22 protein-coding genes are annotated in these 21,111 nt (G+C 68.1%); 2 read left to right on the forward strand and 20 right to left on the reverse strand.

The window, feature by feature from the left end:
- Positions 1 to 143: 143 nt before the first annotated feature.
- Genes lpxK through ACU5AP_RS00710 form a run of 4 tightly spaced genes read right to left on the reverse strand, consistent with a single transcriptional unit; the run spans position 144 to position 5,003 of the window.
- Positions 144 to 1,148 carry a tetraacyldisaccharide 4'-kinase gene (lpxK, locus tag ACU5AP_RS00695; protein WP_128720521.1) on the reverse strand — a complete coding sequence of 335 codons (1,005 nt, stop codon included), beginning with the start codon at positions 1,146 to 1,148 and terminating at the stop codon, positions 144 to 146.
- Complete coding sequence (locus tag ACU5AP_RS00700) at positions 1,145 to 2,446, reverse strand: 3-deoxy-D-manno-octulosonic acid transferase (RefSeq protein WP_446680666.1); 1,302 nt, start codon at positions 2,444 to 2,446, stop codon at positions 1,145 to 1,147. Before ACU5AP_RS00700 ends, lpxK begins: the two co-directional genes overlap by 4 nt.
- A 2-nt stretch (positions 2,447 to 2,448) precedes the next feature.
- Positions 2,449 to 3,135 carry a lysophospholipid acyltransferase family protein gene (locus ACU5AP_RS00705; RefSeq protein WP_003165771.1) on the reverse strand — a complete coding sequence of 229 codons (687 nt, stop codon included), beginning with the start codon at positions 3,133 to 3,135 and terminating at the stop codon, positions 2,449 to 2,451.
- Positions 3,132 to 5,003 (reverse strand): ABC transporter ATP-binding protein, encoded by a 1,872-nt coding sequence (locus tag ACU5AP_RS00710; protein WP_128720519.1) that lies wholly within the window; start codon positions 5,001 to 5,003, stop codon positions 3,132 to 3,134. The genes ACU5AP_RS00705 and ACU5AP_RS00710 overlap by 4 nt, the downstream gene beginning before the upstream one ends.
- A 103-nt stretch (positions 5,004 to 5,106) precedes the next feature.
- Here ACU5AP_RS00710 and ACU5AP_RS00715 point away from each other — a divergent pair, with 103 nt between their 5' ends.
- Positions 5,107 to 5,772 (forward strand): fused DSP-PTPase phosphatase/NAD kinase-like protein, encoded by a 666-nt coding sequence (locus tag ACU5AP_RS00715; RefSeq protein WP_446680667.1) that lies wholly within the window; start codon positions 5,107 to 5,109, stop codon positions 5,770 to 5,772.
- Between the two features lie 3 nt (positions 5,773 to 5,775).
- Here the strand turns inward: ACU5AP_RS00715 and ACU5AP_RS00720 are convergent, their stop codons facing one another.
- The 16 genes from ACU5AP_RS00720 to folE all read right to left on the reverse strand — a co-directional run bounded on the left by ACU5AP_RS00720 (position 5,776) and on the right by folE (position 19,421).
- Positions 5,776 to 5,967 carry a hypothetical protein gene (locus ACU5AP_RS00720; protein WP_003165768.1) on the reverse strand — a complete coding sequence of 64 codons (192 nt, stop codon included), beginning with the start codon at positions 5,965 to 5,967 and terminating at the stop codon, positions 5,776 to 5,778.
- Positions 5,964 to 6,125 (reverse strand): hypothetical protein, encoded by a 162-nt coding sequence (locus ACU5AP_RS00725; RefSeq protein ID WP_446680668.1) that lies wholly within the window; start codon positions 6,123 to 6,125, stop codon positions 5,964 to 5,966. The genes ACU5AP_RS00720 and ACU5AP_RS00725 overlap by 4 nt, the downstream gene beginning before the upstream one ends.
- A 97-nt stretch (positions 6,126 to 6,222) precedes the next feature.
- On the reverse strand, positions 6,223 to 6,474 hold the full coding sequence (locus ACU5AP_RS00730; protein ID WP_003165766.1) for a DUF4170 domain-containing protein: 252 nt from the start codon (positions 6,472 to 6,474) through the stop codon (positions 6,223 to 6,225).
- A 13-nt stretch (positions 6,475 to 6,487) separates the two neighbouring features.
- Positions 6,488 to 7,282, reverse strand: coding sequence for a 3'(2'),5'-bisphosphate nucleotidase CysQ (locus tag ACU5AP_RS00735; RefSeq protein ID WP_138141003.1), 795 nt, complete (start codon positions 7,280 to 7,282; stop codon positions 6,488 to 6,490).
- Positions 7,279 to 8,625, reverse strand: coding sequence for a TldD/PmbA family protein (locus tag ACU5AP_RS00740; protein ID WP_446680669.1), 1,347 nt, complete (start codon positions 8,623 to 8,625; stop codon positions 7,279 to 7,281). Before ACU5AP_RS00740 ends, ACU5AP_RS00735 begins: the two co-directional genes overlap by 4 nt.
- A 71-nt stretch (positions 8,626 to 8,696) precedes the next feature.
- Positions 8,697 to 9,098 (reverse strand): MAPEG family protein, encoded by a 402-nt coding sequence (locus ACU5AP_RS00745; protein WP_040345894.1) that lies wholly within the window; start codon positions 9,096 to 9,098, stop codon positions 8,697 to 8,699.
- A complete protein-coding gene (locus ACU5AP_RS00750; RefSeq protein ID WP_446680670.1) occupies positions 9,095 to 10,876 on the reverse strand; it encodes a M14 family metallopeptidase in 1,782 nt (593 codons plus the stop codon). The genes ACU5AP_RS00745 and ACU5AP_RS00750 overlap by 4 nt, the downstream gene beginning before the upstream one ends.
- Positions 10,877 to 11,033: 157 nt before the next feature.
- The gene (locus tag ACU5AP_RS00755) at positions 11,034 to 11,963 is read right to left on the reverse strand and encodes a DUF3829 domain-containing protein (RefSeq protein ID WP_128720768.1); all 930 of its coding nucleotides are present in this window, start codon (positions 11,961 to 11,963) and stop codon (positions 11,034 to 11,036) included.
- 116 nt (positions 11,964 to 12,079) lie between these two features.
- A complete protein-coding gene (locus ACU5AP_RS00760) occupies positions 12,080 to 13,624 on the reverse strand; it encodes a UbiD family decarboxylase (protein ID WP_128720514.1) in 1,545 nt (514 codons plus the stop codon).
- Positions 13,625 to 13,670: 46 nt separating this feature from the next.
- A complete protein-coding gene (locus ACU5AP_RS00765) occupies positions 13,671 to 13,919 on the reverse strand; it encodes a helix-turn-helix domain-containing protein (protein ID WP_088410098.1) in 249 nt (82 codons plus the stop codon).
- A gap of 40 nt (positions 13,920 to 13,959) precedes the next feature.
- The gene (locus ACU5AP_RS00770) at positions 13,960 to 14,814 is read right to left on the reverse strand and encodes an aldo/keto reductase (RefSeq protein ID WP_128720512.1); all 855 of its coding nucleotides are present in this window, start codon (positions 14,812 to 14,814) and stop codon (positions 13,960 to 13,962) included.
- Positions 14,815 to 14,860: 46 nt separating this feature from the next.
- Entirely contained in the window at positions 14,861 to 15,727 is an 867-nt protein-coding gene (locus tag ACU5AP_RS00775) for an alpha/beta hydrolase family protein (protein ID WP_128720511.1), read from the reverse strand.
- Between the two features lie 50 nt (positions 15,728 to 15,777).
- Entirely contained in the window at positions 15,778 to 16,182 is a 405-nt protein-coding gene (locus tag ACU5AP_RS00780; protein WP_128720510.1) for a hypothetical protein, read from the reverse strand.
- A 9-nt stretch (positions 16,183 to 16,191) separates the two neighbouring features.
- Positions 16,192 to 18,033 carry a gamma-glutamyltransferase family protein gene (locus ACU5AP_RS00785; RefSeq protein WP_446680671.1) on the reverse strand — a complete coding sequence of 614 codons (1,842 nt, stop codon included), beginning with the start codon at positions 18,031 to 18,033 and terminating at the stop codon, positions 16,192 to 16,194.
- A 135-nt stretch (positions 18,034 to 18,168) separates the two neighbouring features.
- Positions 18,169 to 18,609: a biopolymer transporter ExbD gene (locus tag ACU5AP_RS00790; RefSeq protein WP_128720507.1), complete on the reverse strand. Its 441-nt coding sequence runs from the start codon at positions 18,607 to 18,609 to the stop codon at positions 18,169 to 18,171.
- 197 nt (positions 18,610 to 18,806) lie between these two features.
- Positions 18,807 to 19,421, reverse strand: a complete 615-nt coding sequence (gene folE / locus ACU5AP_RS00795) for a GTP cyclohydrolase I FolE (RefSeq protein WP_003165753.1) — start codon at positions 19,419 to 19,421, stop codon at positions 18,807 to 18,809.
- Positions 19,422 to 19,561: 140 nt separating this feature from the next.
- Between folE and cysS the strand changes: the two genes are divergently transcribed.
- Complete coding sequence (gene cysS / locus ACU5AP_RS00800; protein WP_128720505.1) at positions 19,562 to 20,968, forward strand: cysteine--tRNA ligase; 1,407 nt, start codon at positions 19,562 to 19,564, stop codon at positions 20,966 to 20,968.
- The last annotated feature ends 143 nt before the right edge of the window (positions 20,969 to 21,111 follow it).

The raw sequence follows: 21,111 nt of genomic DNA on the forward strand, positions 1-21,111 counted from the left end.
GTCAGGCTCCGCCTGCCACCTTCTCCCTCAAGGGGAGAAGGAAAAAAGAGAGTCCAATTCGTCTGAATCGTCTGAAATCCCCTGTGGCTGACAGGGCAGTCTGGCACAGGCGCCGGGGGAGGCTGGCCGATTGTCGGAAAAATTCAGAGGGCGCGCATGAGGAAGGCCGTGAAGCCCGCCTCGTCCTCGAACCGGGCGGCGACGGGCCAGGCGGCGATGACGGCGCGCTGCTCCGGCGTCAGGCGCACCCAGTCCTTTTCGGTGGTGACGAGGCCTGCGTCGTAGACGGCGGCGCGGTCCTTCAGGAAGGCGAAGTCGCGCTCGGACAGGGCGGCGTGGTCGGGGAAGGGGACGAAATCCTTCAGGTCGCAGCCTGCGGCGATCAGGGATCGCTCGACCTTCCACGGCTTGGCGATACCGGCGAAGCCGACCTGAGGGCCGGGCGGCGGCGGGGCGGCGGCTTCCAGCCGGGCGATGAAGACGGGCAGGTCGCCGAAGACCTCCAGCAGTTCGGGATCGGCGGCGTCCATGTCGGTCGGCAGCATGACGACCACGCCGTCGGCGCGCGCCAGCCCGGCCTTCAGCGGCTCGCGCATCGGGCCGGAGGGGAAGACCGAGCCGTCGCCGAAGGGCCATTCGTCGCCGCGCGTCTCGCCGTCGACCACGATCAGGCTGAGGGTCTTCTTCAGCGCCGGGTTCTGATGGCCGTCGTCCAGAACGAGGGCGGAGGCGCCGTCGGCCGCGGCGGCGCGGGCGCCCGCCACGCGGTCCCGCGCGATCCAGGCGGGGGCGTCTTGCGCCAGCATCAGGGGTTCGTCGCCGACGTCCGCGGCTGAGTGTTGGGTCAGGTCGACGCGAACAGGGCCTTCCAGCCTGCCGCCATAGCCGCGCGACAGGGCGGCGGCCTCGACCCCTTGGGCGCGCAGCAGGCGCAGCGTCTCGCGCGCGACGGGCGTCTTGCCCGAACCGCCGACGGTCAGATTGCCGATGGAGATGACCGCTGCGCCCGGATCGACCGGCGTGGCGCGGGCGATCTTGCGCGCCGTGACGCCCGCCCACAGCCATGAGGCGGGCTTGAGCAGCATCCGCGTCACCGGGGCGTGGCGGCGGTCGCGGCTATACCACCAGCGGGGGGTGTTCAGTTTCATGGGCGTCTGCGTGAAGGGGCGGCGGGCAGGTGGGTCTGGAGCGCCAGCCACAGGCGGTCCAGTCCGGCGGCGGCGGCCTCTGCCGAGCGCCGGGCGCGCTCGCCCATGTCGCGGGCGGCCTCGGGGTCAGCCAGCATGGGGCCGACGACCGAGGGCAGTTCGGCGGGCGACAGGACGGAGACGAGGCCGCCTGCCTGTTTCAGCATCCGGGTCACGGCCTGCCAGTTGCTGGCGTCGGGGCCGGTGACGATGGGCTTGGCGAGGCGGGCGGGCTCCAGCGGGTTGTGGCCGCCGACCGACCCGCCGCCCAGCGCCGGGGCGAAGGAGCCGCCCATGACCACCACATCGGCCAGCCGCAGGAACAGGCCCAGTTCGCCCAGGGTGTCGGCCAGGTAGATGTCGGTCTGGTCGCAGATCGGCTGGCCCTGGCTGCGCCGGGCGAAGCCGTAGCCGTCGTGGGCCAGGGCCTCGGCGATGGCGTCGGCGCGTTCGGGATGGCGCGGCACGACGATCAGGAACAGGCGGTCGGCCAGATGATCCAGCGCGCCGACGATGGCCATTTCCTCATGCTCATGGGTGCTGGCGGCGACGACGACGGGGCGGTCGTCGATCAGAGCCGACAGGCGGGCGAACTCGCCCTTGTCATAGGGCAGGGGCTCGCCGGACAATTTCAGGTTCACCTGACCGTCGACGCGGGCGCCCAGCGCTTTCAGGCGGTCGGCGCTGTCCTGATCCTGAGGCCAGACGTGCTGGAACCCGTTCATCAGGGCGCGCGCCATGCCGGGGGCCTTTTTCCAGCCCTGCGCCGTCTTGTCGGTGATGCGGGCGCTGACCAGGGCCAGGGGCACGCCGCGCTTGCGGGCCGTGGTCAGGAGGTTGGGCCACAGCTCGCTCTCGACGAAAACGCCGACGTTGGGCCGCCAGTGGTCGAGGAAGGCGGCGACCGCCGACGGGGCGTCGACCGGGGCGAACTGATGGATGACGCCGCGCGGCAGGCGCGTCGCCAGCACCTGCGCCGAGGTCAGGGTGCCGGTGGTGACAAGAACCGTCACGTCGGGGCGGTCCTTGCGGATGCGCTCGGCCAGCGGAAGGATGGACAGGGCCTCGCCGACGCTGACGCCGTGGATCCAGACCAGAGGCCCGTCGGGGCGCGCCATGCCGGGCAGGCCCAGTCGTTCATCGACGCGGGAGGGATCTTCCTTGCCCTTCTTGACGCGGGCGTCCAGCATGCGCGGGGCCAGCGGCTCCAGCTGGCGGGTCAGCAGCTGATAGGCGATCAGGGCGGGGCTGAAGGACACGCTCAGACGCGCTCCAGCCCGGTGAGGGCGTCGGCGCGGGCCTCGACGGCGGTCAGGCGGGCGGTCCAGTCGGCTGTGACCTCGGCCAGGTCGGCGCCTTGCGGATACCAGGCCTTGTCCCAGACGACGGCGCCCTTGCCGAACGGCAGGGGCAGGATCGCCTTGTCCCAGCTGTTCAATCGGATCGCCGGCCTGCACGACAGGCCGATGAACAGAACCGGCGCGCCGGACATCTTCGCCATCAGCGGCAGGCCCTCGGCCATCTGGCGGGCCGGGCCGCGCGGACCGTCCGGCGTGATGGCCAGACCGCCGACCTTCAACTGTTTCAGCCCGTCGCGCAGGGCCTGGGCGCCGCCCTTGGACTGTTTGGCCTTGTCCTTGTTGGAGGAAGAGCCGCGCACGGCGGGAATGCCCAGGCGGCCCACGGCCTTGGTGAAGAACTCGCCGTCAGGGCTGAGGGAGACCAGGCCCTTGACCGGCTGCGCCCGTTTCATGGGCCAGGAGGCGGGGCCCAGGGCGAGGCGCGAGTGCCAGAAGGCGCACAGCACGCCGCCGCCGTCGGCCCAGACCTCTTCGGCGACCTGTTCGTTCTCGTGCGTCCAGCGGATGGTGGCGTAGCAGAAGCGCATCCACTCGGACAAAAGCCAGGCGGCGGCGTTCTGGATGATCGGATTGCGAAGCGGCCTCATGCGCCGGTCTCGTCGGGCAGTTCAGCCAGCGGGGGCAAGGCGATCGGATCGCTGTCCAGCGACTGCTGCCGGGCCAGACGGGCGTAGAGGCCGCCGCGCGCGACCAGGGCGTCGTGGGTTCCTTCCTCGACCACGCGGCCGCCCTCGATGACGTAGATGCGGTCGGCGTTCTTCACCGTCGACAGGCGGTGGGCGATCATCAGGGTGGCGCGGCCGTCCATCAGCCGCTCCAGCGCGGCCTGAACCAGGGCCTCGCTCGCGGTGTCGAGGGCGCTGGTGGCTTCGTCCAGCAGCAGGATGGGCGCGTCCTTCAGGAAGGCGCGGGCGATGGCGATGCGCTGGCGCTGGCCGCCGGACAGGCGGGCGCCGGCCTCGCCCACGCGGGTGGCGTAACCGTCGGGCAGGGCGGCGATGAAGTCGTGGGCGGCGGCGGCGCGGGCGGCGGCCACGATGTCTTCGGCCGTGGCGCCGGGGCGGCCATAGGCGATGTTGGCGGCGATGGTATCGTCGAACAGGAAGGGTTCCTGCGTCACCAGGGCGATGTGGTCGCGTAAGGACGACAGGCTCAGCTCGCGGATGTCGCGGCCGTTCAGCGTCACTCGGCCGGCCGTCACGTCATAGAAGCGCGGCAGCAGGCTGAGGATGGTCGATTTGCCGCCGCCCGAGGGGCCGACCAGGGCGATGGTCTCGCCCGGCGCGACGTGCAGGCTGACGTCCGACAGGGTCGGGGCGGACCCGTCCTCGTCGGCGCGATAGGCGAAGGAGACCTGCTCCAGGGCGACGGTGACGGGGCCGGGCGCGACCTGGGCGGCGTCGCTGGCCTCGCGGATCTCGGGCTCGATGTCCAAGGCGGCGAACAGGCGGCGGGCGGCGGTGAAGCCTTCGCTCAGCACCGTCGTCAGGTTCGTCACCTGACGCAGGGCCTGACCGGCCAGCAGCAGCATGCCGATGAAGGAGGCGAAGGCGCCCACCGTCATATGACCCCGGCTGGCGCTCCATCCGGCATAGGCCATGACGGCGGCGACGACGCCGTAGGCGACGATGTCGCTGGCCGGACCCGCGAAGGCGCGGCTGTCGGCGCCCTTGATGACGTGGCGCTGGCGGCGGTCGATGACGGTGGAGACGCGGGTTTCCTCGGCCGCCTCGCGGTTTTCGATCTTGATGACGCGGACGCCGTCCAGGTTCTCCATCAGGGCGCTGGACAGGGCCTCGGTCTCGACCATGGCGCCGTGGGCGGCCTTCCTCGACTTCTTGCCGAAGCGGCCGATGATCCAGCTGACCAGCGGCACGCCCAGCAGGACGATCAGCGTCAGCGGCAGGTCGATGAAGCCCATGGCGACGATGACGCCCAGCAGCATCAAGGCGTTCTGGGTGTAGTTGACCACGCCCGAGGTGAAGGCCTCGCGCACCAGATTGGCGTCGAACAGGACGGAGGAGACGAACGTCCCCGAATGCTGGCTGCGCAGGCGCGACAGGTCGGCCCGGATCATGCCCGAGAACAGCTGTTTCTGGATGTCGCCGACGATGCCGTGGCCCAGCCGGTTCACCAGCGCCGCCTGACCCGCCATGGCCAGCGAGCGGATCACCGCCACGGCGATGATGAACAGGGGGATGGCGATCAGCACCTTGTCCGCCGGGATGGTGACGGTGTTCCAGATGGTCACGGGGCCTGCGTGCTTGCCGAACAGCAGGTCGATGGCCGGTTCCAGGAACTTCAGCAGCAGGGCCGTCAGCCCGCCCGACACGCCCGCCAGCAGCATGGAGGCGAAGAAGGCCGGCTTGTGCCGCGACAGATACTCGCGCCAGATGCGGGCGAGCAGAGGCCGCAGCGGCTCGCGGGCGTCGGCATGGGGGACGGGAACGATCATCGGCCTTCGGTCGAACGGCTGAGGCGTCAAGTCAAGCGGCCGCGCGCGAGAGAGACGGCCTTGGACGGGTGACGCCGGGTGCAAACGGCGCTATCTCGCCGTCATGGGGCGCTACGATCTGACTACGCCGTTCGGCCGTTTCAAGGCGCATTGGTCCTATTTCTGGAAGGATCACGCCTTCCTGCGCACGGCGTTCACCAACGCCCACTGGCTGGGACCGGATCTGGTGCGGACCAATCAGCCGTCGCCGCGCCAGCTGGCCTGGTGGAACCGGCAGGGAATCCGCACCGTCGTCAATCTGCGCGGTCAAAGGGACGAGGCCTATTACTGGCTGGAGAAGGACGCCTGCGAACGGCTGGGCCTGACGCTGATCGACGCGCCGCTGGATTCGCGCGATCCGCCGGGCAAGGACCGGGTGCGCCGGGCCAAGGCCCTGTTCCAGACGATGGAGTATCCGGCCCTGATCCACTGCAAGTCGGGCGCGGACCGGGCGGGAATGATGGCGGTCTTCTATCGCCACTTCCACCTGGGCGAGCCGATCTCGGCGGCGATGGAGGAACTGGGCAAGCGCACCCTGCACAGCCGCGAGGGGCTGACCGGCGTGCTGGACTATACGCTGGAGAAATACGTCGCCGAGGTCGAACCCAGGGGCGTCAGCTTCGAGGACTGGGTCGAGAGTGACGCCTATGATCCCAAAGCGATCCGCGCCGAGTTCAAGGCCGGCTGGTGGGGCAAGCTGGTCGTCGACCGCCTGTTGAAACGCGAATAGGCCTCAGCCCCAGGGGCCGCGTCCGGCGGCGGGCGGCGGGGCGTTGCGCGCCGCCTGTTCCTTCTTCCAGCGCTTGATCTGACGGACGTGATCGCGTTGGCGGGCCAGGACGATCAGCCATAGCGCCAGGACGGCGATCAGGGAGACCACGCCGAAGATCTGCTGGCCGTCCAGCGTCTGGCCGAATAGCGTCAAGGTCTGCGGTCCCGATCAGAAGGGGGGAAGGGGTCGTTCCAGGCGGTGTCCTGATCCTCGCCGGGGCGGGCGACGTGCGGCGGCCCCTTGCGCACGACCCACACGATCGCCGCCACGGCGACGACCACCAGAAGCAGGACGATGAGGGTCGGCAGCATGGCGAATCCTGTTCATGACAAAGGCGACTGATGAGAAAGCGCATCAGCCGCCTCTGCGGTTCCTGAACAGCGGCGTGATGACGCCGTGAATGCTCGATCAGGCGTCGGTGCGCGGATCGATCAGCTTGTGCGCGTGCAGGATGAAGTAGCGCATGTGGGCGTTGTCGACGGTCGCCTGGGCGCGGGCCTTCCAGGCCTTCTTGGCTTCTTCGTAGTTGCCGAAGGCGCCGACGAACTCGACCTGCGACAGGTCGCGGAAGACGGGCTCGGCCGGGTGGCGCATCTCGCCGCCGATGACGAGGTGAAGCAGTTGGGGATCGTGAGAGTCGGCCATGGAGAGGGGGTCCATTGCGGGAGGAATGTCAGATGGCCAGCGGGATAGGCGCTGTGCGCCTCACGATCAACGGGTGAAGGGCCGGTGCGGCGCATATCAGGCTGGTTTGACGCGGATCGGGGCGATTAAAGCGCCACGGACGGCCCATATGGTCGCTGACCTTGGCCCCGGCCTCTTCGGCGATCAGGGCGCCGGCGCAGACGTCCCAGTCCCATTTGGGGCTGATGGCGATGGCCGCATCGAAGGCCCCCGCCGCTACAAGCGCCATGCGATAGGCCAGGGCGTTGCGCTTGGAGAAGCGCATCGAGGGCCAGGGTTCGTCCCATTCGCGCGCCTCCATCAGCCGGGCGTCGGCCAGAAGCTCGGCGTCTTCCAGGTCGTCGGTGTCGGAGGCGCTGATGGGCCGTCCCTGCAGGCGGGCGCCGCCGCCCAGCGTGGCCTCGAACATCTCGTCCATCATCGGGGCGTGGATGACGGCGGCGACGGGACGGCCGTCCTCGACCACGGCGATGGGCACGCACCACCACGGCTTGTTCTTCATGAAGGCGACGGTGCCGTCGATCGGATCGACGACGAAGATGCGTTTCTTCGACAGGCGCTCCGTGCTGTCGGCCGTCTCCTCGGACAGCCAGCCGTAGTCGGGGCGGGCGGTCAGAAGCGCATCGCGCAGCAGCTGGTCCACCGCCAGATCGGCGCTGGTGACGGGCGAGCCGCCGTCCTTGGACCAGACCTTCAGCCCGGCTGCGCGGTGTTCGAGCGCCAGCCGACCGGCGGCCAGGGCCGCGTCGCGGATCAGGGCGAGGTCGGCGCTGAAATCGCTCATTTGCCCGCGATCGCCACCTTGTCGAATAGCAGGGAGGGGCTGTTGAACGAGCCCCGGAACTCCAGATCACCCGCGCGTTGCAGGCGGGCGTAGAGCTCGATCAGATTGCCCGCCACGGTGACTTCGCTGACCGGATAGGCGCGCTGGCCGTTTTCGAACCAGAAGCCGGACACGCCCGCCGACCAGTCGCCGGTGTTGCCGTTCAGCGAGGGGCCGAACATGGAGGTGATCAGCAGGCCCGTCCCGGCTTGCGCCATCAGGGCGTCCAGATCGCCTTCGCCCGGCGTCAGGTGCAGGTTGTGGGTCGAGACGCCCGACGGTCCCGCCAGCCCGCGCGAGGCGTGGCCGGTAGTCTGAAGACTCAGCTGCGCCGCCGAGGCCGTGTTCAGCAGCCAGGTGGTCAGGACGCCGTCCCTGACGATTTCGCGCCGCTCGACCGCCACGCCTTCATCGTCGAAGGGGGTGGAGCCCAGGCCGCGCGGACGGAACGGGTCGTCGATTAGATCGACGCCGGTCGGCAGGACGCTCTGGTTCAGCTTGTCCTTCAGGAAGGAGCTGCCGCGCGCGATCGACGGGCCGGAAATGGCGCCCAGCAGCGGCGACAGCACCTGGGTCGCCACGCGGTTCTCGAAGATGACGGGGGCGGTGGTCGAGGCGATCTTGCGTGGGCCGACGCGGGCGACGGCGCGCTCGCCTGCCTTCAGGCCGATGGAGGCGGCGTCGGGCAGGTCGGACAGGTGGCGCACGGCGCGGCTTTCGCCGCCGCGCTCCATGGCGCCGTCCTTCTCGGCGATGACGCCAACGCCCAGAGAAAAGGCGCTGCCGCGATGGCGGCCGTCGAAGCCGTGCGAGGTGACGAGGCGCCACTCGCTGGCCGACCAGGAGGCGTGGCCGCCCTCGGATTTGGACACGCCCGATACGGCGAGGGCGGCGGCCTCGGCTTCGGCGGCGGCGGCTTCCAGCGCCTCGGCCGAACGTTCGGCGGGGTCATAGAGGTCGAGGTCCGCGTGCGGGGCGGCGGCCAGACGGTCCTGCGGCGCGAGGGCGGCGTAGGGGTCTTCCGGCGCCAGCTTCGCCATCGCCACGGCGCGCTCGACCAGACGGGCGCGGGTCGCGTCGGACAGGTCGGAGGCGGACACCGTCGCCTGACGCCGCCCGATGAAGACGCGCAGGCCCAGGTCGCGGGCTTCTTCACGCTCGACGTCTTCCAGCGCGCCGTTGCGCACGCCGACGGACAGGGAGGCGCGATGGGCGGACACGGCCTCGGCCGCATCAGCGCCGGCCTTCAGCGCGGCGGAGATCAGATCGTTCAGGATGTCGGGGGGGGGCGTCTTATCGGACATGCCCCGATATGGCGGAGGGAAACAGGGCGCGCAACCGTTGTCACCCTCTCCCATCGGGAGAGGGAAGACAGTTACAGGATCGACCAGGCGATCAGGCTGACGGCCGCGACCAGCAGCGCCAGCCAGGTCAGGATCATGCCGACCGAACGGCCCAGCGACGGCCCTTCCTGGAACAGCAGGCCCAGGGCGTGGATCACCCGCCCGGCGAACAGCATCCCGCCGACCGCATGGATCAGCATGGCCGGGGCGCCGAGGAAGGCCAGCAGGATCAGGCCGCACATTCCGGCCGGGATATACTCGGCCGCATTGGAGAAGGCGCGGGTGGCGCAGACCAGCTCGCGCACGCCGCCGTCGCCGAACTCGACCAGATGCTGACGACGGCGCCGCACCACGACGCCCGACAGGACGAACAGCAGCAGGATCAGCAGGCCGCCCCACAGGGCGGCGGCCTGAATGGTCGGGATCAGGCTCAATTTTCACGCCCCACGGGATAGAGGCGATAGCGCTGGTCGTAGAAGGGCGTGCGCTCATAGAACCAGGCCAGACGCGCGTCGCCGTCGGCGGCGAAGGCGGGGTCGGCCGCCAGCTTGGCTTCGAATTCGGCCTTCAGCGCCGGATCGACGGCCAGCATCTTCTCGGCCAGCGGGGCGATGGCGTAGGCCTCGATGTATTCGACGCGGTTCAGCACCTCGGGGAACATTCCCCAGGCGAAGAAGCTCTCGTTCGACTGCGGCTCCAGCAGCAGGATGGCGACGTCGCCCATCGGCTGATCGGTGGGCACGCGCACCGATCCGATGGGGAAGGTCCAGTCGTGGGCCTCGGGCCGGACCTCGCTGACCGAGATCGGCACATGGCCTTCGTTGGTGTGGGCCGACACCTTGGGATCGACAAGGCGCAGCATGTCGACGGCGACGGTGCGCGGGGCGTCCAGCGTCTCCATCTGCACGCCGTGGACGCGCAGGCGCTCGATCACGTCCTGACGATAGGACGGCACCCAATAGGCGCTCGGCCGCTTCAGCGTCAGCGTCGGGTGCGAGCCGTAGAAGGGCATGGGCCACAGTTCGGCGTCCGGCTGGCCCAGCCAGCGGATTTCGGGGCGGCCCGAGGCGATGCTGTCGAAGGTCTCATAGCGGATGCCCTTGAAGGGGCGGGTGTGCGAGGGCGTGTCGTCGCTGTCGAAATTGGCGGGCAGTTCGGCGGGACGCAGGGCGCGGTCGGCGGCGATGGCGGCGCGCAGGTCGACGGACTTTTCGGCCAGCAGCTTCAACGCCTGTTCGAGGAAGACGTAGGTGCCCAGCACCCGCTGTTCGTGCGGCTTCAGGCTGTGGTTCTCGATAAGAATGGTCGGGACGTGCGCCGCCGAACCCCAGCCGTTCGAGAAGCGCTCGCCCAGACCGCCGTCGTTCAGCCCCTTCTTCGGATCGCGGTCGTCGATGGCGAAGACCAGTTCGCCGGGGATGTGGCCTTGGGCTTCCAGCGCCGCATACATGGCGGGCTTGAACGCGGCGTCCAGCCATGAGGCGATGGCCGGGCTGCGGCTCCAGACGCCGTCCTCGCCGTTGTAGCCGAAGGTGACGTCGTATTGATAATCGATGCCGTCGGTGACGTGGATGTCGACGTAGAGGTCCGGCTGATACTTGTGGATCAGGCCCATGACGGCCTGCATCTCGGCCTGATCCAGCTTCATGAAGTCGCGGTTCAGATTCTGGTTGGTCGCCGTGTGGCGCCAGCCCTGGATGCGCGGCCCGCGCTGGTTGGGGCGCGAATAGGCGCCCGCGCGCTCATGCCCGTCGACGCTGAGGATCGGGATCAGGATCAGGTTGGCCCGGTCCAGCAGGCCGTCTTTTCCGTAAAAGGCGATGTCGCGCAGCAGCATCATGCCCGCGTCCTTGCCGTCGATCTCGCCCGGATGGATGCCGGCCTGGGCCAGCAGGACGGGCTTGGAAGGATCGAAGGCCGCGCCGTCCTTGGAGGCGATGACGGCGTAGATCGGCCGGCCTTCCGGCGAGGTTCCGAACTGTTCGATGCGGATCAGGTCGCTGGCCGCGTCCAGCCGGTCGAACCAGGCGCGGGTGTCGGCGTAGTTGGGCGAGAAGTCATGCGCCGCATCGGCCTCGAACGCCGTGACCCAGGGATCGGCGGCGCCTCGCAGCAGGGCGCGGCTGGGGCCGTCCCAGGCGGGAGCGGGCGGCAGGAAGGCCTGGTCCCACGGGGCTTCGTTGGGAACGGAAGCGGACGGGGTCTGGGACATGGCGGGGCTCGCGAGACAAACTAGGGCGGCGACGGCCGCTGTGACGAAACGGTCTAGGCGCATAGGCCCTTCGTGATCCGATCACAGCCGTCTGGCAACCCCGGCGCAGTTCGCGAGAAGCGCGTCCGGCCGCGCGTGACGGCCGGACGCAGGGTCGTTACGCGGGCAGTTCCACGCGGTTCATGTTGCCGATCGCGCTGTTGTAGCTGTCCACGACCTGCTCGCGGTAGCCGTCGGCCCCGGTCTGCTTGAAGTCGCGATACTCGCCGATCATGCCGCTGAGGTTGTCGGCGATGCTGTTCAGGGTGGACCGGTTGCGGCTGTCCGAGGGCATCTTGGCCTGTTCCTCGCGCAGCTTGGCGACGGAGGCCTCCAGATCGGGCAAGAGGCGGTCGGCTTCGGTCTTGTTGTTCTCCATCACCGCATTGGTGAAGAAGTCGGCCTTCTGCATGGCGTCCAGGACGCTGGCCTCGGCGGCGTGGCCGGCCTTGCGCATGGCTTCCATCTTCGCGGCGTTGCTGGCGCGTTGATATTCGGAAAGGGCGGCGTCGAGCGCCTCGATCCCGCTGACGCTGCCCTGATAGGCCTGCATTAGTGCGGGGTGCGCGCCCTTGGCCTTGGCCAGATTGTCTTCGCGATAGGCGCGGGACTCAAAGTAGGGGTCCAACGTGCGCCACTGGGCGAGAAGCGCCTCCAGTTGCGGGATCAGCTTGTCGACCGTCTCATCCGCCTTCTTGCCCTGATTGGCGCCGTTCAGGGCGCGGCCCTGCTTGAGCTTCTCGATCGCCCGTTCCAAATGGGAGATGTTCTCGGGGAAGTGCAGGGTCGCCGAAGCCGAGGCGTTGGGAATATCCAGCTTCTGATACTCGCCGTAGTATTTGGTCACGCCCCAGGGGTCGTCGATCAGCGCGTTGAAGGCGTCGATGTAGAGGCTCATCTTCTCTTGCGTGGCCTCGTTGCCCGCCGCCTGGGCGACCGATTTGGGCGCCGGATTCTCGGCGTTGCCCTTGCTGTCGCCGCACGCCGAAAGGCTGAGCGCGGCGGCGAGTGCGAGCGTGGCGACGCCGGCGCTGGTGCGTGAAATCATATGGATTCCCCTAAGCCGATCAGCGCGCCCCGAGCGTCGCCGTTCCTTCGGTCGGGAAGCTGAACGCCGATCAGCCATTTGGGTTCTCTGGCGAGACGAGTTTTTGCAATCGGTTCCTAAAGACCGGTTCTGCGCTTCCAGATCGGCGCACCGTCGCCGGGGAGGCCGAGGCTGTCCCAGATGTCATTGACCCGCTCGACCACGGCCTCGTCCATGCGGATCTCCTCGCCCCATTCGCGCTTGGTCTCGGGCTCCCACTTGTCGGTGGCGTCCAGACCGATCTTGGAGCCCAGGCCGCTCTCGGGGCTGGCGAAGTCCAGATAGTCGATCGGGGTGTTCTCGATGACGGTGATGTCGCGCGCCGGGTCCATCTTGGTCGAGACGGCCCACATGACGTCCTTCCAGTCGCGGGCGTTGATGTCGTCGTCCACGACGATGATCCACTTGGTGTACATGAACTGGCGCAGATAGCTCCAGCAGCCCATCATCACGCGCTTGGCGTGGCCCGGATAGGCCTTCTTCATCGACACCACGGCGATGCGGTAGCTGCACCCCTCGGGCGGCAGCCAGAAGTCGGTGATCTCGGGGAACTGCTGGCGGATCAGGGGGATGAAGACCTCGTTCAGGGCCTCGCCCAGCACCGACGGTTCATCAGGCGGACGGCCGGTGAAGGTGGTCAGATAGATGGGGTCTTTCCGCATGGTGATGGCCGTCACCTGGAAGACCGGGAACTTCTCGACCGAGTTGTAGTAGCCGGTGTGGTCGCCGTAGGGGCCTTCGTCCTCGAACTCGTCCAGCAGGACGTGGCCTTCCAGCACGATCTCGGCCTGGGCCGGGACCATCAGCGGCACGGTCTTGCATGGGACCAGTTCGGCCTTGGAGCCGCGCATCAGGCCGGCGAACTGATATTCCGACAGGGTTTCCGGCACCGGGGTCACGGCGGCGAGGATGGTTCCCGGATCGGCGCCGAGCACGACGGCGCAGGGCAGGGGCTCGCGCTTGCCCGCCTTCTTGTGCCGGGCGTAGTGCTGGGCGCCGCCGCGGTGGGCCAGCCAGCGCATGATGGCCTTGTCCTTGCCCAGCACCTGCATCCGATAGATGCCCAGGTTGAAGTCGTCCTCGCGCTCGTCCGACGGCCCCTTGGTCACGACCAGACCCCAGGTGATCAGCGGCGCGGGCTCGCCGGGCCAGCAGCCCTGGATCGGCAGGGCGGTCAGGTCGATCTGATCGCCCTTCAGCACGACTTCCTGAACCGGGGCCTTCTTCACTGTCTTGGGCCGCATGGACATGACGGTCTGGGCCAGGGGCAGCATCTCCATCGCGTCGCCCAGCCCGCGCGGAGGCGTCGGATTGCGCAGGAAGGCCAGCAGTTCGCCGACCTCGCGCAGTTCGCCCGCCGTGGTGCGCTGTTTGCCCTCAAGCGTCACGCCCATGGCGACCCGCTTCACCGTGCCGAACAGATTGGCCAGGCAGGGGATGGGGCTGATCGTGCCGTCGGGCATGACCGGCTTTTCGAACAGGACCGCCGGGCCGCCGTTGCGAAGAAGGCGGGTCTGGATCTCGGTCATCTCCAGATGGGTGGAGACGGGTTCGGACACGCGGACCAGTTCGCCGTCGGCTTCGAGGGTCTCAAGAAAATCGCGCAGGGACTTGTAGGCCATGCGCTGACGCTTAGGCGGACATGCGCCGTCTGTCACGCGTCGGCGATCAATAGGCCGGGGCGTCGGACACTAGCGCCCACACCGGCAGACGCAGGGCGCGGGTGGCGGCGTCTAATTGCGCGGAATCCAGATGCTCGCGGCCCGCCTCGACCCGGCGCAGGGCCTCGGGCGTCAGGTCGATGGCGGCGGCCAGGTCGGCGAAGGCCACGCCGCGCCGGTCGCGCCAGCGGCGGATGCGCGCGCCGACGACGGCGTCCATCGGATCAATCCCCGGAAAGCCCAGAACCGAACCCATGACGTCCTCCTCGGCGCATGCGCCCTAGAACCGTGTCGGATCAGGCATCCTGATCCCATTGGAAGGCCTCGTCCAGCCAGTCGCCGATGCGGCCGTCGGGGCGGGCCAGGGCGCTGATCCGCGCCATTTCGTCGGCCGACAGCTCAAAGTCGAAGAGGTCGAAATTCTCGGCCGCGCGGCTTTCCTTGGCCGTGCGCGGAATGGCGATGACGCCCTGCTGGATGATCCAGCGCAGGGTGATCTGGCCGTTGGTCTTGCCGTGCGCCCTGGCGATTTCGCCGATCACGGCGTCGTCGGCGATCTTGCCCTGGGCCAGCGGCGACCAGGCGGTGATGGACGACCCTAGATCGCGCGCCGTCTCGATCAGCGTCTTCTGCGACAGATAGGGGTGGTATTCGACCTGATTGGTAATCAGCGGCGCGCTCGACAGGGCGGCGGCCTCGCGGAACAGGGCCGAGGGGAAGTTGGACAGGCCGATGTTCCTGGTGAAGCCTTTTTCCTTCGCCTCGTTCAGGGCGTCGATGGTTTCCGCCAGCGCGGGCGTCGGCTTGGGCCAGTGCAGCAGCAGCAGGTCCGGCGTCAGACCCAGGCTGAGGGCGGACTCTTCGGCCTGACGCAGCAGGGCGTCGTGCTGGAAATGCTCGACCCAGATCTTGGTGGTGACGAAGATGTCGTCGCGCGTGACGATCCCTTCGGCCACGGCGTCGGCGATGCCGTCGCCGACCGCCTTCTCGTTCTTGTAGATCCAGGCGGTGTCGATGTGGCGATAGCCGATGCGCAGGGCTTCGCGCACCATGCGACGGGCGTCGTCGGCCTCCAGCTGCCAGGTGCCGAAACCGAGCAGGGGAATCTCCACGCCCGAGGCGGTCACGGTCGGCTGATCGGAATAGGGCATGGGGGAGGCTCCGGTGGGAAGATGAGCCTGGGATATAGGCGCCCGCTCAGGCGTCGCCATTGTCCAGCCAGTGGAAAATCCGGTCCCACAACGGCTCCATCCCCTTGCGGAAGGCGCCTTCGTGGCCGATGCGCCGCGCGCCGAAGTCGCCGGGCGCATGGACGCTCATGTTCGAGCGGGCGTTGGGATAGACGCTCAACAGATCGCGCGCGGTGCTGGGCGTGGCGATGGGGTCGTCGGTGAAGATCCATGAGCGGATCGGCGCGGTCACGGCCTCATAATGATGCGGCCGCAGGCTTGTCTCCAACTCCTTGGAGAAATACGCGCGCTTCAGGCACCAGCGCCGCCAGGTGGTGAAGACGCCGCGCGGCAGATCGGTCCCGGCCCACAGGCCGCCGCCCTTGATGTAGCCGTGGCGCATCAGGCTGAACGGGCCGAAGCCCAGCCAGAAGAACAACTCCATCGGATTGTAGCTGCGATGGTGCCCGCCCCACCAGCCGGTCCCGACCGAGACGAAGGCGTGCCGCTCGATCCGGTCGTGATTGGGCATGAAGCCGAGGAAATGGCCGCCGACGCTGTGGCCGACATGGACGACGCGCAGGTCCGGCGCCGCCTCGATCAGGGCGTCCAGGGCGGCGGGCATGTCCAGCCGCCCCCAGTCGGGATAGTCGATGGTCGAGCCCTTCAGCTCATCCGGCCGCGACCCGGCGATGCCCCGGAAATCATAGGTCAGCACCGCCGCGCCCCGCTCGGCCAGATAGCGGGCGAACCGTTCGTAAAAGCCCTTGGGAAAGCCCGTGCCGGATGACACCAGCACGGCGAGGCGCGGCTCTGCGGCCGACACCAGCCGCATCGACAGCGGATAACCGTCGGCGGCCGGGGCGATGAAGTCGCGCGTGACGAGATCGGTCATAGGTCCGTCCTGTTTAGAAACGAACTCTAGCCGATTGACGCGGCGTCAGGTCAAGCCGTCGCGGCGACATCAAGCGCTGCGTTAACCGGTGTTGGCTTACGCTGCATCCGGAAGGTCCCCGACCAGTCGCCATGGATCACCCAGCGCCCGGCGATGCTGTTCCCGTCCGTCGATATCGAGCCGATATAGTCGATGGAATGGGTCTGGCCGCCGCCGTCAGGAAACTTGGTGAAGACCAGCTGGCCGTCAAAATGATGGCCTTCCAGCCGCGCAGGGATCGGCGGAGCACCGGGAGGGCCGAGTGTGTCGGGTTCCAGAGTGGAGCCTGTGACCTCTCCGCCCGCATCACGAATCTGCGCTTCGAACGGCGTCGGCGGCAGGTCGTCGTAAGGATTGAACTCAGCGTCCACCGGATAGAAGTAAACGCCGGCCCAACGCCCGGAGAGGTCAGTCATGTCCGGTTCTCAATAGGCCAGGGCGTTGCCGTCCTTGCGCATCTCGGTCGCCGCGCCGTAGGTCCAGCGGCCCTGTTCGTTGATCTGCTTCATCACGTTCTGATAGCCGCCGAAGCCGCCGTCGGGCGGGCCCAGATCCCAGCCCATGGCCGCCAGCTGCCGCTTGGTCGCTTCGGGCACGCCGGATTCAAGATGCAGCTTGCCCACGCCCTCGGCCGGTTGGCCGGTCGGTTCGGACGAGCCGTAGTGCTGCCAGCGCGGGCTGTCGCCGGCTTCCTGCGGGTCGAGGCCGTAGTCGACCATGTTGATGATGATCTGGGCCTGTCCCTGCGGCTGCATGCCGCCGCCCATGACGCCATAGGCCATCCACGGCTCTCCGTCCTTGCAGGCGAAGCCGGGGATGATGGTGTGGAAGGGGCGCTTGCCCGGCGCATAGACGTTCGGGTGGCCGTCGCTCAGGGCGAACAGCTCGCCGCGGTTCTGGAACATGAAGCCCAGCGTCCGGCCGTCCGGGCCGTCGGGCGTCAGACCGCCGCCCATGCCGCGATAGTTGGACTGGATCCAGCTGACCATCATGCCGTCGCTGTCGGCGACGCTGAAGTAGGTGGTGTCGCCCTGCGTCGGCGCATCGCCGGGGAAGACGCGGTCCATGACGCGGTCGGGGCGGATCAGTTTCGCCCGTTCGGCGGCGTAGGCCTTTGAGTTCAGCCAGGCGGTCGGGGCCTTGGCGAAGCGCTCGTCGGCGAAGTAGCGGGCGCGGTCCTCGAAGGCCAGGCGCTTGGCCTCGGCCTGAACGTGGATGGAGGCGGCGGACTGGAAGCCCATGGCCTTCAGGTCGAACTGCTCGCAGATGTTCAGGATCTGATTGGTCGACAGGCCCTGGGTGTTCGGACCCAGCGAATAGACCTCGACCCCGCGATAGGTGGTCATCAGCGGCTCGACCCATTCGGTGCGGTGGGCGGCCAGGTCGGCGCGGGTCATCCAGCCGCCGATGCGCTTGAAATAGCGTTCGATGTGGTCGGCGATCACCCCGTCATAGAAGGCGTCGCGGCCGCCCTCGGCGATCATGCGGTAGGTGCGGCCGAGGTCCGGGTTGGCGAAGATTTCCCCCGTCTTCGGCGTGCGGCCGCCGGTCAGCCAGACCTTCTTGCGGTTGTCGTTCTCTTCGATCGTCGCGGCGCTCTTGTCGAAGTTGGCCATGCCGCGTTCGAGATAGTAGGCCACGACTTGCGGCACCGGCACGCCCTGTTCGCACAGTTCGGCGACGGGCAGCAGGACGTCCTTCCACGGCAGCTTGCCGTAGCGCTGGTGCGCGCTCCACCAGGCGTCGACCGTGCCGGGGACATTGACCGTGACGGCGCCGTAGTGGGGCAGATAGCCGTCCGGCCCGGCCTTGGATCGCGCGGTCGCCAGCGACAGGCCGCGCGGGCTGGCGCCTGAGCCGTTGAAGCCGACGACCTTCTTCTGCGCCGGATCCCACATCAGGCAGAAGGCGTCGCCGCCGATGCCGTTGGCGGTCGGCTCCAGGAAGCCCAGGGCGGCGTTGATGGCGATGGCGGCGTCGATGGCCGAGCCGCCGCGTCGCAGGGTGTCCAGGCCGATCAGGGTGGCGGCCGGATGGGCCGTGGCCGCGGCGCCGTTCGCGCCCCAGACGGTCGAGCGGCCGACGAAGCGCGGCCCGGTGATGCGGTCGCCGATGCCGACGCCGGCGTAGGGGTCTGGCGCAGGGGCGGGCTGGACGGAGGCCGGATTGGCGGAAGGCGTGGCGGCGTTCGGCGCCTGCTGGGCGCTGGCGGCCCCCGCCATCAGGGCTCCGGCGGGCAGGGCGGACAGGAAGGTGCGGCGACGCATGATGATTGACTCCCCCTCATTCGAGGCGCGCATTGAGGCTGGAACAGGGGGAGGGCGCAAGCGGTCGATGGCTGACGGGCAAAGAAAAAGGGCCGCCGAGGCGACCCTTTTCCAGACTGTCGATTACCGACCGTCTCAGGTGATGTCTTCGTTCAGGAGGCCGACCTTGTAGAAGCCGTTTTCCTGAAGCTTGTTCATGACTTCCATGAACTGGTTGTACTTCACTTCCGGCTGGGCGCGGACGAAGACGCGTTCTTCACGGCAGTCCGTCGTCACGGCCTGGGCGGCGCACACGTCAGCCGTCAGCTTGGCGATCGTGGTTTCCGTCTCGGCGATGTAGAGCGAGCCGTTTTCCTGGATGGTGATGTAGACCGGCTCTTTCGGCTTCTCGGCGTCCGGCGCCGGCGGCGTCGCGGGCGGCAGGTCCAGCTTGATCGACACGGTAGCCATCGGCGCCGCGACCATGAAGATGATCAGCAGCACGAGCATGATGTCAACGAACGGCGTGACGTTGATGTCCGCGTTCTGTTGCGCCAGCTTGCCGCCGCCACCGCCTGAGGAAAGTTTCGCGCCCATTACGCCCTCGTCTCCATCAAGATCCGCACCCTCCGGCGGACCACACTGAAAGTCTGGCTCGTCTCTTGGCGTCCTGAAGCAGGCTTGTAAAGCCGTCGAATGCGAGGAAATGACGCCGCAGGAGAATAAGATTGCGAATTCGGCGCAGGGCCGCCCTGGCCGCGATCAATTCAGCCCCGGAATCCCGTCGCTGACTCTCAGCCTCGAGCCAGCTTGAGGAATCGCTCGGCCAGGGCCGGGTCGTTCTTGAAGGCGCCGGTGAAGCGGGTGGTGATGGTCGAGACGTGGCGGTGATGCACGCCGCGCGTCGTCATGCACTGGTGCGCCGCATCGACCAGCACGGCCACGCCCCTGGGCTGCAGGTGCGATTCGATGGCGTCGATGATGTCGTTGGTCAGGGTCTCCTGGTTCTGGAGACGACGGGCGAAGATCTCGACCACGCGCGCCAGCTTGGAGATGCCCACCACCTTCTCGCCCGGCAGATAGGCGACGTAGGCCTTGCCCAGGAAGGGGGCCAGGTGGTGCTCGCAGTGGCTCTCGACCTCGATGTCGCGCAGGATGACCATGTCGTCATAGCCGGTCACGTCCTCGAAGGTGCGCGACAGCTCCTTGCCCGCATCGGCGTCATAGCCGTCGAACCATTCGCCATAGGCGTCGACCACGCGCTTGGGCGTGTCCAGCAGGCCGGGGCGGTCGGGGTTGTCGCCGGCCCAGGCGATCAGGGTGCGCACGGCCTCCAGAGCCTGTTCGCGGCTGGGACGCTGGGGCGCCTCATTGGCGACGAGGACGGGCTTGGCGGGGGTGCTGCTCATGAAACGATCCGGCGGCGGCGAGAGCGCCTGTTCAGAATACAAATATATATGGACTTGGGCGCGCGGCCCTGACTGTCTATCAGGCCGCTATATGGGACACCTCCTCAGTCCCGCAAGAAAACTCGCAAAAGACCTGACCCATGGCCCTGCACATCCACGACACCCTGCGCCGTGAAAAGCGCCTGTTCGCGCCGCGCGATCCGAACCGGGTGAGCCTCTATGTCTGCGGCCCGACGGTCTATGACTACGCCCATATCGGCAACGCCCGCCCGCCGGTGGTGTTCGACGTGCTGGTGCGCCTGCTGCGCCGCACTTACGGCGCGGACAAGGTGGTTTACGCCCGCAACGTCACCGACGTGGACGACAAGATCAACGCCAAGGCCGCCAAGGAAGGCGTCGCCATCGGCGAGATCACCGCGCGCTATGAGGCCGCCTATCTGGCCGACATGGGCCTGCTGAACGTCTCGCCGCCCGACATCGCCCCGCACGTCACCGACTACATCGAGGCGATCACCAAACAGATCCAGGCCATCATCGACGCCGGCTGCGCCTATGCCGCCGAGGGCCATGTGCTGTTCGACGTGTCGTCCTATCCGTCCTACGGCGCGCTGTCGGGGCGCAATCTGGACGACATGATCGCCGGCGCCCGCGTCGAGGTCGCGCCCTACAAGAAGAACCCGCACGACTTCGTGCTGTGGAAGCCGTCCAAGGCGGACGAGCCGTCCTGGCCGTCGCCGTGGGGCGAGGGGCGCCCCGGCTGGCACATCGAATGCTCGGCTATGATCGAGGAGACGCTGGGCCTGCCCATAGACATCCACGGCGGCGGCATCGACCTGGTCTTCCCGCACCATGAGAACGAGATCGCGCAAGGGGTCTGCGCCCACGGCCACGCCCACGGCGAGGAGGCGCACGACGAATACGCCCGCTACTGGATGCACAACGGCTTCCTGACCGTGGACGCCGAGAAGATGTCCAAGTCGATCGGCAACGTCCTGCTGCTGCACGATCTGGTGCAGGCCATGCCGGGCGAGGTGGTGCGCTGGGCCCTGCTGAGCGCCCACTATCGTCAGCCGCTGGACTGGAACCAGACCTTGCTGGAGCAGAGCCGCAAGAACCTGGATCGCCTCTACGGCGCCCTGCACCGCGCGGCCGGGGTCGAGGCGGCGGAGGTCGAGCCGCCGGTCGAGTTCATGAAGTCCATCGAGGACGACCTGAACACGCCGGGCGCCATGGCGGCCCTGTTCGCCCTGTCCAGCGATATCGAGCGGGGCATGACGGCGGGCGACGAAGGCGCGGTGGCCGAGGCCAAGGGGCGGTTGATCGCGGCGGCCTCGATCCTGGGCGTGCTTCAGGCCGATCCGGCGGAGTGGTTCTCGGGCGTCGACGAAGGGCTGAAGGCCGAGGTCGAGGGCCTGCTGGAACAACGCGCCGCCGCTCGCACGGCCAAGAACTGGGCTGAGGCCGACCGCATCCGCGACCGGCTGAACGAACTGAACGTCGTTGTCATGGACGGCCCGCAGGGCGCGACCTGGCGGATGAAGGGCTGAGGCTTCCTTCTTCCCTTGTGGGAGAAGGTGGCGGACGAAGCCTGACGGATGAGGGGTTGCGGGACGTTAGCCTCGCAATCCTTGCATCTGATTTCGGAGAGACCCCTCATCCGGCCCTGACGGGCCACCTTCTCCCACAAGGG

It is taken from the genome of Brevundimonas sp. RM1 (assembly GCF_052907225.1).